Genomic DNA, 12223 nt, shown 5'->3' with positions numbered 1-12223 from the left:
CGGGAAATACCGTCATGAAATTTCTCGAACAGCCGCCGCGCTTTTTCTTTTTCACCGGCAAAGGCGGCGTGGGCAAGACATCGCTGTCCTGCGCCACCGCCATGCAACTTGCCGGGCAAGGCAAACAGGTGCTGCTGGTCAGTACCGATCCAGCGTCCAACATTGGCCAGGTGTTCGGCCAGGCCATCGGCAACACGATCACGCGCATCCATGGTGTGCCCGGCCTGTCGGCTCTCGAAATCGACCCGCAGCAAGCGGCGCAGCAGTACCGGGAGCGCATCGTCGGCCCGGTGCGCGGGACGCTGCCGGACGACATCGTCAACGGCATCGAGGAACAGCTCTCCGGCGCCTGCACCACCGAAATCGCCGCCTTCGACGAATTCACCGCGTTGCTCACCGACTCGGCTCTGACCGCTGACTACGACCACATCATTTTTGATACGGCCCCGACCGGCCATACCATCCGGCTGTTGCAATTGCCCGGCGCATGGAGTGATTTCCTTGAAGCGGACAAGGGCGATGCCTCCTGCCTCGGCCCATTGGCCGGACTGGGCAAGCAGCGCGCCCAATACAAGGCGGCCGTGGAGGCTTTGGCCGATGCCCAGCGTACCCGCTTGATTCTGGTGGCCCGCGCCCAGCCAGCCGCCTTGCGGGAGGTTGCACGCACCCATGAGGAACTCGCCGGCATTGGCCTGTCGCAGCAGTATCTGGTGATCAACGGCGTCCTGCCGCCGGAAGAAGCCGCGCACGACCCTCTGGCCGCAGCCATCTGCGCGCACGAACGGACCGCATTGGACGCAATCCCTGAGGTGCTCAAAACTCTGCCCCGCGATCGGGTCGCACTCAAGCCCTTCAACCTGGTCGGCCTGGATGCCTTGCGCCAGTTGCTGGTCACGACGGCCTCGCAAGCGCCCAGCACCCATGCGGCTCCGGCCGTACTCGTACTTGATGCCCCCAGTCTGTCCGCCTTGGTCGATGGCATCGCCGAAGACGGCCGCGGCCTGGTGATGCTGATGGGCAAGGGCGGCGTAGGCAAGACCACCCTGGCCGCCGCCATCGCGGCCGAACTGTCCCATCGCGGCCTGCCGGTTCATCTCACCACGTCCGACCCGGCAGCGCATTTGTCTGAGACGCTGAGCGGCGCGCTGGACAACCTCACGGTCAGCCGGATCGACCCGCACATCGAAACCGAGCGCTACCGGCAGCACATATTGGCCACCAAGGGCGCGCGGCTCGATGCGGAAGGCCGGGCGCTGCTGGACGAGGACCTGCGCTCGCCCTGCACCGAGGAAATCGCGGTGTTCCAGGCCTTCTCGCACATCATCCGCGAGGCAGGCAGGAAGTTCGTGGTGATGGACACGGCACCGACCGGCCACACCTTGCTGCTGCTCGACGCGACAGGCGCCTATCACCGAGAAATCGCCCGCCAGATGGCCGGCACCGGGCTGCACTACACCACCCCGATGATGCAGTTGCAGGACCCCAGGCAGACCAAGGTGCTGATCGTGGCGTTGGCCGAAACCACCCCGGTGCTGGAGGCGGCAAACCTGCAGGCCGACCTGCGCCGCGCCGGGATCGAGCCCTGGGCCTGGATCATCAACAACAGCATCGCGGCGGCCGCGCCGAACTCGCCCTTGCTGCGTCAGCGTGCCAGCCACGAACTGCGGGAAATCGACGCCGTCGCGACCCGCCATGCCCGGCGCTACGCGGTCGTGCCGCTGCTGAAAGAAGAGCCCGTCGGCGTCGATCGCCTGCTGGAACTGACTGCCCGCCCCAGCCTCATCACCGAAAGAGCTTGACATGGCCGCAAAAATCTACAACGCGCTGTTCATCTGCACCGGCAATTCCGCGCGCAGCATCATGGCGGAAGTCATCTTGAACCATCTCGGTCGAGATCGGTTCAAGGCGTACAGCGCGGGTAGTCATCCTCGCGGCGAAGTGCATCCGCTCACGCTCGAAGTGCTCGCCGGTCAGCACTATGACCTTCACGGCTTGCGCAGCAAGAGCTGGACGGAGTTTGCGGCGCCGGATGCGCCGTCGATGGATTTCATTTTTACAGTCTGCAATCAGGCGGCTGGCGAAGCCTGTCCCGCATGGCCGGGTCAACCCATCACCGCCCACTGGGGTTTCGCTGATCCAGCCGCGGTTGTCGGGGATCGTGAGCGTCAACTCAAGGCCTTCGCCAACGTGCACTTCCAAATCGCCTCTCGCATCCGTCCGCTCCTCGCCCTGCCTATCGACAAGATCGACCGCATGTCGCTGCAAACCCAGTTGCGTGATCTGGGCCAACAACGTACAGAAAACAGGGCGTGACCCCTCATCGCGTATGCATCGCTCCGGATCGCCAGCGGCGGAGCACGAGGCGATTCTCTCCGGCGCCAAACCTGGAAAAGGAACAAGTATGACGCGCCTGCTCATCATCGGCGGCAGCGATGCGGGCATCAGCGCGGCATTGCGGGCTCACGAGATCGATCCCCGAGCCGAGATATCCGTCCTGTTGGCCGACGCGTACCCGAACTACAGCATCTGCGGCCTGCCCTTCTACCTCAGCGGCGAGACGCCGGATCACCGGCAACTCGCCCATCGCACCGCGTTCGACGGCATCGACATCCTGACGAACCGTCGGGTCGTGTCGATTCATCCCGCGGGAAAGAGGGTCGATGTCGTGCGCGGGGCGAACGGCCGTGCGGAGACGATGCGCTATGACCACCTGATCATCGCCACCGGTGCCGTCCCAGTCCGTCCCCAAGGGTTACCCGGCCTCGATCTCCCCGGCGTTTATGGCCTGCACACCATGGCGGACAGCTTCGCGGTCCATCACCATCTCACGACGGGCGAAGCGCGTTCGGCCCTCATCGTCGGCGCGGGCTATATCGGCGTGGAGATGGCCGACGCGCTGCGGCATCGGGGGATCGATGTCACACTCGTGAGCCATACCGATCCCGTGTTCCCAAGCGTCGATCCGTCGTTCGGCAGACTGATCGGGGAGGAGTTGTCACGCCATGGCGTGCGGGTCGTAGCCGGTTGCACCGTCGAGCGCATCGAAGCCGCCGGCAACCGGCGCGGTCTTACGGTGTCGGGTTCGGGCGGGTTTGCCGCCACTGCCGATCTGGTGCTGGTCGCCACCGGCGTGCGCCCTGACACCACCCTTGCCGCCACGGCTGGGATTGCACTGGGGCCCTCGGGCGCCATCCGCGTCACGCAGCGCATGGAAACCACGATCCCCGGCATCGGGGCCGCCGGCGACTGCGTCGAGACCTGGCATCGGATCCTCCAGCGACCGGTGTACCTGCCGCTTGGGACGACCGCGCACAAACAGGGCCGTGTGGCCGGCGAGAACGCGGTGGGCGGAGAGCGCTCTTTCGCGGGCTCGGTCGGCAGCCAGACCGTGAAGGTGTTCGAGTTGGCGATCGCACGGACGGGCTTGTGCGAAGCTGAGGCGCGCACGGCCGGCTTCGATCCCGTCACCCTCGAGATCGAAACCTGGGATCACAAGGCCTATTACCCAGGCGCGCATAAGCTCCGCATCCGGGTGACCGGCGATCGCCGCACTGGTCGTCTCCTCGGCGCGCAGATCCTCGGCCACTGGCGTTCGGAGGTGTCGAAACGCATCGACGTGTTCGCAGCAGCCCTGTTCCACGGCATGGGCGTCGAAGACTTGAACGATCTCGATCTCAGCTACACACCTCCGTTCAGCAGCCCCTGGGACCCGGTGCAGATGGGGGCGCAGGCCTGGATGAGCGCGGTGAAAACCGGTGCTGACAAGTCGTTCACCGCCGATCGACCCACAAATCTTGAGAAAGGAACACAGCATGAAAGTCCGTGACCTGATGACCCCGAACCCGATCCGGATCGCACCGGAGACGCCCGTGGCGGAGATCGCCCGCATCTTGATCGAGCACCGCATCAACGGCGTTCCGGTGACCGATGCCGAGGGACACCTGCTCGGCCTCGTGACCGAGGGCGACCTGGTGCATCGTGCGGCCGACGAGCGGTTGGAGCCGCGCGAATCGGTCTGGAAGGAGAACTTCTACCGCTCCGTGTTTCGCCGGCGTACGCCGGAGCCGGACAAGGCCGAGGGCCGCACGGCCGCGCAGGTCATGACGCGGGAAGTCCTCACCGTGGCACCCGAAGACCATGTCACCGTGGCCGCGCGTCTGCTGGTGGATCACAGCATCAAGTCCCTGCCGGTGATCGAGCACGAACGGCTGGTCGGCATGATCTCGCGCTTCGATCTGGTCAAGCGCCTGGCCAACAGCGGCCCGGATGCCTTCAACCCCATGCGCAAGAACTGAGCCGATGCTGATCGCACTGCTGATCTTCATCGCCACGCTCGTCTTGGTGATCTGGCAACCGCGCGGGCTGGGCATCGGCTGGAGCGCGACTTTCGGCGCCATTGCCGCCCTTCTGACCGGCGTGATTCATCTCGCCGATATTCCGGCGGTTTGGCACATCGTTTGGAACGCCACCATTACTTTCGTCGCCACCATCATCATCAGCCTGTTGCTCGATGAAGCCGGCTTTTTCGAGTGGGCGGCGCTGCGTGTGGCACGTTGGGGGCGCGGCAACGGGCGCGGACTCTTCGCCTTCCTGGTCCTGCTGGGCGCAGCCGTGGCGGCCTTGTTCGCCAATGACGGCGCAGCGCTGATTCTGACGCCGATCGTGATGGCGATGCTGCTGGCGCTCGGGTTCAGTCCGGCGGCAACACTGGCTTTCGTCATGGCCGCCGGCTTCATCGCCGATACATCCAGCCTGCCGTTGATGGTGTCCAACCTGGTCAATATCGTCTCGGCCAATTTCTTCAACATCGGCTTCAACGCATACGCCGCGATCATGGTCCCGGTGGATATCGCCGCGATCGCCGCCAGCTTGGTCGTGCTGCTGCTCTATTTCCGGCCCAGCATCCCCGCCCAATACGACATGGCGCAGCTCAAACAGCCGCAGGAGGCCATTCACGATCCGGCCACGTTCCGCATCGGGTGGGTGGTGCTGGCGCTCCTGCTGCTCGGGTACTTTGGTCTTGAACCGCTAGGTGTGCCGGTCAGCGCCGTCGCGGTCTTCGGTGCGCTGCTGCTCCTCGGCGTGGCTGCGCGCGGCCATGTCATCAGCACCCGGAAGGTGTTGCGCGAAGCACCCTGGCAGATCGTCATTTTCTCGCTGGGGATGTATCTGGTGGTGTATGGCCTGCGCAACGCCGGAATCACTGGGTATCTGGCGGACCTGCTGAATGTTTTCGCCAACTATGGTGTCTGGGGCGCGGCGTTTGGCACGGGCGTGCTGACGGCATTCCTCTCCTCGGTGATGAACAACATGCCAACGGTCCTTGTGGGTGCGCTCTCCGTTGCGACGACGAACGCCACTGGCACGGTGCGCGAGGCCATGATCTATGCCAATGTCATCGGCTGTGATCTGGGGCCGAAGTTCACGCCCATCGGCAGTCTGGCCACCTTGCTCTGGCTGCACGTGCTCGCGCGCAAGGGCATGACCATCGGTTGGGGGTACTACTTCAAGGTGGGTGTCCTGCTGACCGTGCCCGTCCTGCTGATCACGCTGACCGCGCTCGCACTGCGTCTGAGTCTGGCTTGAAGCGTTCATCGCACGTGCCAGGATACGAAGCGGGTCCATGGCAACATGCGTTGCACAGCCAGACCCGTTCTCATCATCGATCGGCGATGCCGAGAACAGTGACATTGCCACGCGCGAAACCTATTCCGCGAAAGCTCGAAGATCGGGCAGCTCGGGTTGCGTTTGTGCCAGCTTGGCCGCCACTGCCGCTGCCTCATCCGCGGACAGGCGGACGAATTCCTCGACCAGACGCATCCACACTCCAATCTGCGGTGGCAGCGGGCCTCCATGCAGCAGCCAAGGGCCCCGCTGCACGATGAGGGTGGGAAAGTTCTCCACCTCGTAGTCGCCCAGCACGGCATGCGCATCCTCCACATCCACCCACAGCATCCTGGCTCGTGGGATGCGCTGCGCCAATGCCCGGAAATTGGCCTGCCACAGGTTGCACGCGACGCACCACTGCGCACACAGGCAGGCCACGATCAAGGGTCCAGAGGTTGGCTCGCGGTCTGCGGCGGATATCGCCTGCGCGTTCACGACTGCATGACGCCCCAGTAGAGGATGAACACGGCCACCAGCGTGGAAATGGCCCAGGCCCAGGGCGGCATCATGAACCACAGGCGCTCGACCATGCTGCCCGGGGTCTGGCCGGCCGCCTCGCCGCGCACATTGCGCTCGAAGCGGTTGAAGAACTCCTCGATCAAGCCCTTGACGGCCTGATCCACCGCACTCTGTCCCATCTGCGCGATGGCGCCGCCCACCTCGGCGCTGGCCTGATAGTTCATCCGCGTCCCGCCGTCGCTGGGCTGCAGCGCGATGAGCGCGCGGCCGATGCCGAAACCGGCATTGCCGCCATTGCCTTCGAAGCGCAGCACATAGCTGTGCGGCGGGTTCACGTCCTCGAGCGTCAGCGTACTGGAGAAACGCGTCTTGTAGCCGGCGATATCGAGCACCTGCACGACTTCGAACTGCCCCTCGCCAGTCTGCGTCACCCACTCGCAACCTGGAATGCACGCCTTCAGCATCCGGGTCGCGTTGAGCGCCTCCCAGGTTTGCGCAGGAGTCAGGGGAATGTGGCGTTTGCCTTGGACGTCCATGGGTGATGTCTCGACATGATTGACGGGGAAGCGGGATCGATTGTTCGGAGGGATCTGACCAACTATGGCAAACGACCGACGCGTTTCCATTTTCCACGCTAAGTATTTTCAAATGCAGCGATCTTGATTCAAGTCAAGAATATGTGTTCGGCACGATCAGCCCGGCTGGAAAATCCCATCGTTTGTCCGGGCAAACTCCATGATGCATCGTTCCGATACTTGTCTGAGTAAACGAGTCCGTCGCAGGCGCACGGGTACGACGTGGTTTTTGCGCTCTTGAAGCCACCCAGGCTTGGGGTGTTGCACTTCAGATTTGAGGCCGCCCCCTTTCCCATGCGTTTGTGACGCAGCAAGATCAACCGTGTATGTTGCCCCAATATCAGCCACGGCTTATGCAGACTTTCCCTAATAGCTGGAGTCGGTGTGGCCCAATAAAGTCTTGCACGAGGATGCATGAGGGCAAGCCATGAATCCTCAACGACGTATGGGGTGGGTTGCCACAGGCGCGCCAGGTTGCGTGGCCCAGAGCGCTTCCTTGCGTCGAGTCCATGGAATCTTCGGCAAAGGCCAGGGCGAAGGCGGGACCACCACGGGCTCAATTCGCCGGTTTATCCCAGGGGCAGGGAAAACCTTTTTGAAACTTGTTCAAGGAGATTTATTTTGAAAAAACATCATCTTTATGGAATGATCAGTCTTCTCGTCGGGTTTGCCATCTTTTTAGGTGCGACTCTGAGTTGGTCTGGGGGATGGATGCACGGAATGACCCACAATCTTCCATTCCTGGCACTTGGTTTTTCATTATTCATCGCGGCATTTGCATTTTTCACAGCCACTCCGAAAATGTCGCCCAAAACATCCAGCGCACAAAATTGAGATCACGGCAAAACCGTCTGCAAACCCAATGAGTCCATCATTGCGCGATGTCTTCAGGATGAGAGTTTGTTTTTCGTCTTCGTTTGCTGTGGCTGCCGTTTCCCTGCTCGCTCTGATGCAGGCATCTGCGGCAGGGGAACCGGCGACCCAAGTCCCCTCCAAGTCGGCGAGTACAGCGTCGGTCACGATTCATGTCAACGCGAGCGAAAAGGTCCTTGCGCGCGGCGCGGCTTTGTACAAACAGGTGTGTAGCGCCTGCCACGGCCCCGTGGCGTCGGATCGGCCATGGGTCGATTCGAAATTGACGTCTTTGCAACAGGCCATCCAATTTGCCCAGCACTCCGGCGCTCCCAAGCTTGGGGACGCATGGAGTTGGCAACCGCATCTCGCCAAGGGTATCGATGTTCTTGATGAGCACGCCATCCACGGCTACTCCGGCAGTGCGGGCGTGATGCCGCCACGCGGCGGATCCCATGCCAGCGACGCCGATGTGAAGGCTGCCGTGGACTTCATGCTTGCGTCGTTGGCTCCGCCACAAAATCGACCCTCCAAGAATCTGACGGGCAAGCCAGAGGACAGGTACAAGAACAATCGTGTCTCGAGGTGATGTGCGGCGACCACGCCGATTTACGATCCAACTGGAAGCCTCCGATCACCAGAGACTGATCAATCTCGCCTCGTCTCACAGCCTGACCGTCAGCGAGTACATCCGGCATGCCTCTCTAGGCTGCGAGATCGACACCTTGCCCCTGATTGAAGCCGTCAGCGAACTCAGACAGCAGGCAGACATGTTGAGAGGCCTACATGCCAACTCAGGGGGCTGTCACCATGATGTGTGGATGAGGTTTCTGGCGAGTCTGGACAGACTGCGCGATCTTGCGCGTGCGACCGCTGCGGCCACCGGACACCGAGAGACGGCGGGGTGGGTGGGCCGATCGACGGCCGAGAATATCGTCCCCGATTGATTCGACCACTGCCCCCGAAATCTTTGTCATGGATCACACCACACGCCATTTTCTCGAACAAGCCTTGCAGAGCCTGGAAACGCTGGATCTTCTGGCCGATGCCGAAGGGGACTTTCCCATTTTCTATGCCAATCCCACGGCGCAAAGCACATTCGAGCGTTTCGCCGACATGTTCAAACCCGCACTCGGTGGGATTGAACCGCGTCAGGTCATCGGCGCCCCTTTGTGGCCGATCTGCGGCAGGGGAGATGAGATGCGCATGGCCTTGCGGGACGTGGCCAGCGGAACTCGTGACGCTCTTCGCCAGCAAGTGGAAATCGGGACTTTCCTGTTTTCCGTCGTGATTGCGGTCGTTCGCGACCCGCAGAGCCAAGTCTGCTGCCTGCATGCCAGTTTGCGCAATATCTCTGCCCGACGTGAAGCCGTGCAGCTCAACGAGCGACTCAAGGCAACCTTGGGAGCGCTCTCCCGTGCCGAGTCGGAAGTTGGTGAGTCGATGCAAGCGGTCGACCAAGCCATCCGCAAGGTGGATGCGGTGATGATGGACAACGAGCGCTCGGTCACCGAGCTGAACGACCAGATGAAGTCCATCGCTCTTTTGGTTCACGATATTCGCAAAATTTCCTATCAGACCAATCTGCTGGCATTGAACGCCGCTATCGAGGCAGCACGCGCCGGCGAGGCCGGACGCGGCTTTGCAGTGGTGGCTGATGAGGTTCGCAACCTCGCGCGCCAGGTGCAGGATGCCACCGTCCGCATTGAAACCAACACCGAAACCATGGCCGGGCAGGTACACCGCATCGGAAGCGCCAGCAGCCAGTCCAGGAAGGAGCTGGCGGCCGTTGATGTCATCGTGTCCAAGTTGCAGGGTCAGGTCCGAGACATGCAAAGGCTCGCCACGCAAATGCTGCTCAAGGCTGCGGAGGATGATCACAAAAACTTCGTTGTCAAGATTCTGGCCGAAGCCGATCGGAGCCCGTCCACCATGCCAACAGAGGACGTGTCCAATCATCACCAGTGTGCGTTTGGTCAATGGTATGACGCGCAAGGCAAGGCGACGTTCGGAGATCTCGCGGCCTTCCGCGCAATCGAGCCCATCCATGCCCAGCTCCATACCGTAGCGCGCCAGATCTTGCAATCGGCCCAAAGCAATCACCGCGCCGAGGTGATCCGATTGTCGACCACGCTGTTGGACGCTCAAGCAGACGTTCTGGAAAAGCTCCATATCCTGGGCAGCGACATTGGTCGTCAAACGACGACCCATTCCAAGCAGATTGCTGGTGAACATGCCTGAGGAATGACCCGCTCAGCAATGAGCCCAATGAAGCTCAAGACTGGATCAGTCGGATCCTTGAGTGGGTCCTCGACCTCCATCGACTGCCTCAAAACCCACCTGTTCAACCAACAGCCGTGTCAGTTCCTTGCTCGCGGCATCCTGCCCCTCCCCCATGTACGCGTGCATGCCAGAACGCCAGTTTGCTGTCCTGCAGATCCCGCGACGATGAAATGGCTCAGAGGGGCTGTTAGCGAGGTCGATGGTGCAATGACCTCCCGTGATAGGCCAACGCGTCGAGGAATGTGTGCACCCAAGTTCGACGTCTTCGCTCTCTGATTTTGCCTATGAACCCAGACGAATCAAGGGGCTCAATTCCAGTTTAGGAATCTGGTAGTGAGCGGCACTCATCAGGTCGATGCCGCAAGCCAGTTCGTCCAGCCAGTCCAGCAACTGGACGATCGCGGCTCCCTTCATCGGCGCGCCGTGCTGCGGCACGATCATGCCGATGTCGAGTTCGCGCACCATACGCACCCACAGCTTCAGAATCTTGTTGCTCACCATATAGCGGCGGTGGAAGGCTTCCATGCCCGGCGGCATGGGGGTCAGACTTTCCAGGAAGTGCGAAGCTTTCTCCCCGCTGACGAGCGATACGCCCAGGTCGCCCGAGAATAGGATCTTGCTCACCGGATCGTAGAACTGGAAATTGCCTTCGGCATGCATGAAATGCGCTGGCAGCAGCCAGAGTTCGGTACGACCGAAGCGCAGCCGTCCGCCCTCGTCGGGAACGGCGATGACGCGGTCGTCCGTCTTGCCGAGCTTGCAGAAATGCGGCGCGAAGCGCGCCCACAGCCTGGAGATGACCAGCTTGGCCTGGGTCGAGGTCATCCAGCGGTCCAGCGAGGCGATGATGTCGGGGTCGGCGTGCGAGGCCAGGATGTAGTCGAGCTTGTGCGGCGCGATGGTCTTGCGCATGGCCAGGCTCAGCTCGTTGTACGTCATGTTGCCGCCGGGGTCGAGAATGACGCCCTCACCATGGTCGACGATCAGGAACTGGTTGGCCTGCACCGCCTCGGCCTCTTCGGGCACGAGGTCGGTGAACATCACGCAGGCGTGGTTCGGATCTTTGTAGAGTTCGATGGACATGGATCACCGCGAGTGGAGAACGGGAGGCTGCGCGTCCTTCATCATTGGAATGGCAAGGCGGGCGAATGGGTGCATTTCATTTTCGGCTTGCAACACGGCCGCTGGAAGCATGCCGGGTACGGAGCCAGCGCATCAGGCCATGCGCCCATCGGGCCCACCGGTGACGCCCTCCCGAATGGTCGGGATCAACGGCTTCCGGGTGGTCGGGCGACCAAGTGCTGCGCCGAAGAGCGCGATCCAATGTTTCGTCGATATCGCTGCGCTTCTTCCTGCACATCACACGCCCCCCGGTGTTTCGACGTTCCAAGCTGCCGGGCCATCATCGCTCGGCTGGTTTCTCGGCCCAATCGACAATCGGGTCGATCCCGTAGCTTGGCGAGACGGATCGAGTCGAAGAATGCTCAGGGCCGATCGCATCGGAAACCGGTCAAACATCTTTCACGACGCTTCAGGACAAGATCGAGGGCCATTTGCGTCACTCATGTCGTGATCCAGGCGCTGCGCCCTGCTCGATATTTTGCGCATTGGCACGGTGACCTGTCGATGCATTCCGCGCGTCGATCCCCCAGCGTTGCAGTGCCGTGTCATCGCTTTCGCGGGCATCGACCCAAGCCGGGCCCAGCGTTGTGGTTTCCTTTTTCCAGAACGGGGCTTGCGTTTTGACATAGTCCATCAAGAATTCCCCGGCGCAAAATGCCGCAGCGCGATGCACGCTGGCCACCAGCACGAGGACGATCGGGTCCCCAGGCAACAAACGGCCGACGCGATGGATCACGGTGACGCCGAGCAAGGACCAGCGGCTTTGCGCCTCGGCCACCATCGCCGCGATGGATTGCTCGGTCATTCCCGGATAGTGCTCGAGTTCCATCGCCTGCACGTCGGCCGACGCTGCACCCTGTTCCGGATGACTGTCGCGGCACACGCCCTCGAAGCAGACCACCGCGCCGATGTCGCGTCGGGTCTCGCGCAATGCGCGCAGCTCAGCGCCGGCATCGAAGACTTCAGACTGGATGCGAAGGGTGTTCACGGCCTCACCCCCCGGTGACCGGCGGGAAAAATGCCACTTCGCATCCGGCCTGCAGCTCGGTCTGAGTATCCCCCATCGTCTGGTTGCAGGCCATGCGCAAGGGCCGCGCGGAATCCAGCGCCTCTGCGTGGCGCTCACTGCGTGTCATCAGCCAGGCGCGCATCTCACCCAGGGTGCGAATCTGCTCCGGCAGTTCATGGTCTTCCCGGCCCGTGCCGAGGCACTCGCGCACATGGGCAAAGTATCGAACCGTGATGTTCATGGGAACCTCCAGGAT

At 62.1% G+C, this 12223-nt stretch carries 13 protein-coding genes and 1 pseudogene; 9 read left to right on the top strand and 5 right to left on the bottom strand.

Annotated elements, in window-relative coordinates; all coding sequences use genetic code 11:
- Positions 1–14 precede the first annotated feature (14 nt).
- The 5 genes from arsA (at position 15) to CD04_RS0111645 (ending at position 5586) form a co-directional block, all read left to right on the top strand.
- Positions 15–1799: an arsenical pump-driving ATPase gene (gene arsA, locus CD04_RS0111665; protein WP_031406971.1), complete on the top strand. Its 1785-nt coding sequence runs from the start codon at positions 15–17 to the stop codon at positions 1797–1799.
- Between the two features lies 1 nt (position 1800).
- Positions 1801–2313, top strand: coding sequence for an arsenate reductase ArsC (locus CD04_RS0111660; RefSeq protein ID WP_031406968.1), 513 nt, complete (start codon positions 1801–1803; stop codon positions 2311–2313).
- Positions 2314–2401: 88 nt separating this feature from the next.
- Positions 2402–3826: an FAD-dependent oxidoreductase gene (locus tag CD04_RS0111655; protein ID WP_156030243.1), complete on the top strand. Its 1425-nt coding sequence runs from the start codon at positions 2402–2404 to the stop codon at positions 3824–3826.
- A complete protein-coding gene (locus CD04_RS0111650) occupies positions 3813–4295 on the top strand; it encodes a CBS domain-containing protein (RefSeq protein ID WP_031406964.1) in 483 nt (160 codons plus the stop codon). The genes CD04_RS0111655 and CD04_RS0111650 overlap by 14 nt, the downstream gene beginning before the upstream one ends.
- Before the next feature lie 4 nt (positions 4296–4299).
- Positions 4300–5586 carry an arsenic transporter gene (locus CD04_RS0111645; protein ID WP_031406962.1) on the top strand — a complete coding sequence of 429 codons (1287 nt, stop codon included), beginning with the start codon at positions 4300–4302 and terminating at the stop codon, positions 5584–5586.
- A 120-nt stretch (positions 5587–5706) separates the two neighbouring features.
- Here CD04_RS0111645 and CD04_RS0111640 read toward each other — a convergent pair whose 3' ends face one another.
- Together CD04_RS0111640 and CD04_RS0111635 are read right to left on the bottom strand one after the other, a co-directional pair.
- Positions 5707–6102 (bottom strand): thioredoxin family protein, encoded by a 396-nt coding sequence (locus tag CD04_RS0111640; protein WP_031406960.1) that lies wholly within the window; start codon positions 6100–6102, stop codon positions 5707–5709.
- Positions 6099–6662, bottom strand: a complete 564-nt coding sequence (locus CD04_RS0111635) for a CoxG family protein (protein WP_031406958.1) — start codon at positions 6660–6662, stop codon at positions 6099–6101. Before CD04_RS0111635 ends, CD04_RS0111640 begins: the two co-directional genes overlap by 4 nt.
- Positions 6663–7322: 660 nt before the next feature.
- Here CD04_RS0111635 and CD04_RS23745 point away from each other — a divergent pair.
- The 4 genes and pseudogenes from CD04_RS23745 to CD04_RS25250 all read left to right on the top strand — a co-directional run bounded on the left by CD04_RS23745 (position 7323) and on the right by CD04_RS25250 (position 9794).
- Complete coding sequence (locus CD04_RS23745; protein WP_141202306.1) at positions 7323–7535, top strand: hypothetical protein; 213 nt, start codon at positions 7323–7325, stop codon at positions 7533–7535.
- Between the two features lie 115 nt (positions 7536–7650).
- Complete coding sequence (locus CD04_RS0111625; RefSeq protein ID WP_197033091.1) at positions 7651–8142, top strand: cytochrome c5 family protein; 492 nt, start codon at positions 7651–7653, stop codon at positions 8140–8142.
- Between the two features lie 386 nt (positions 8143–8528).
- A pseudogene (locus CD04_RS25255) lies at positions 8529–9335 on the top strand (methyl-accepting chemotaxis protein); the annotation flags it as partial.
- A gap of 48 nt (positions 9336–9383) precedes the next feature.
- Complete coding sequence (locus CD04_RS25250) at positions 9384–9794, top strand: CZB domain-containing protein (protein ID WP_369792827.1); 411 nt, start codon at positions 9384–9386, stop codon at positions 9792–9794.
- 324 nt (positions 9795–10118) lie between these two features.
- On the opposite strand, the gene CD04_RS0111610 is transcribed toward CD04_RS25250, so the two are convergent.
- The 3 genes from CD04_RS0111610 to moaD all read right to left on the bottom strand — a co-directional run bounded on the left by CD04_RS0111610 (position 10119) and on the right by moaD (position 12208).
- Positions 10119–10919, bottom strand: coding sequence for an MBL fold metallo-hydrolase (locus CD04_RS0111610; RefSeq protein WP_031406949.1), 801 nt, complete (start codon positions 10917–10919; stop codon positions 10119–10121).
- Positions 10920–11394: 475 nt separating this feature from the next.
- Positions 11395–11946: a molybdenum cofactor biosynthesis protein MoaE gene (locus CD04_RS0111600; RefSeq protein ID WP_051849132.1), complete on the bottom strand. Its 552-nt coding sequence runs from the start codon at positions 11944–11946 to the stop codon at positions 11395–11397.
- Positions 11947–11950: 4 nt separating this feature from the next.
- Positions 11951–12208 carry a molybdopterin converting factor subunit 1 gene (gene moaD, locus CD04_RS0111595; protein WP_031406945.1) on the bottom strand — a complete coding sequence of 86 codons (258 nt, stop codon included), beginning with the start codon at positions 12206–12208 and terminating at the stop codon, positions 11951–11953.
- Positions 12209–12223 lie beyond the last annotated feature (15 nt).

This window comes from Thiomonas sp. FB-Cd (assembly GCF_000733775.1).
Lineage (GTDB): Bacteria > Pseudomonadota > Gammaproteobacteria > Burkholderiales > Burkholderiaceae_C > Thiomonas_A.
This window is presented reverse-complemented; position numbering and strand designations above follow the sequence as displayed.

Coding starts and splice junctions, on each gene's coding strand:
- arsA (WP_031406971.1), top strand. CDS start 15: ATGAAATTTCTCGAACAGCCGCCGCGCTTTTTCTTTTTCACCGGCAAA.
- CD04_RS0111660 (WP_031406968.1), top strand. CDS start 1,801: ATGGCCGCAAAAATCTACAACGCGCTGTTCATCTGCACCGGCAATTCC.
- CD04_RS0111655 (WP_156030243.1), top strand. CDS start 2,402: ATGACGCGCCTGCTCATCATCGGCGGCAGCGATGCGGGCATCAGCGCG.
- CD04_RS0111650 (WP_031406964.1), top strand. CDS start 3,813: ATGAAAGTCCGTGACCTGATGACCCCGAACCCGATCCGGATCGCACCG.
- CD04_RS0111645 (WP_031406962.1), top strand. CDS start 4,300: ATGCTGATCGCACTGCTGATCTTCATCGCCACGCTCGTCTTGGTGATC.
- CD04_RS0111635 (WP_031406958.1), bottom strand. CDS start 6,662: ATGGACGTCCAAGGCAAACGCCACATTCCCCTGACTCCTGCGCAAACC.
- CD04_RS0111625 (WP_197033091.1), top strand. CDS start 7,651: ATGCAGGCATCTGCGGCAGGGGAACCGGCGACCCAAGTCCCCTCCAAG.
- CD04_RS25250 (WP_369792827.1), top strand. CDS start 9,384: ATGCAAAGGCTCGCCACGCAAATGCTGCTCAAGGCTGCGGAGGATGAT.
- CD04_RS0111610 (WP_031406949.1), bottom strand. CDS start 10,919: ATGTCCATCGAACTCTACAAAGATCCGAACCACGCCTGCGTGATGTTC.
- moaD (WP_031406945.1), bottom strand. CDS start 12,208: ATGAACATCACGGTTCGATACTTTGCCCATGTGCGCGAGTGCCTCGGC.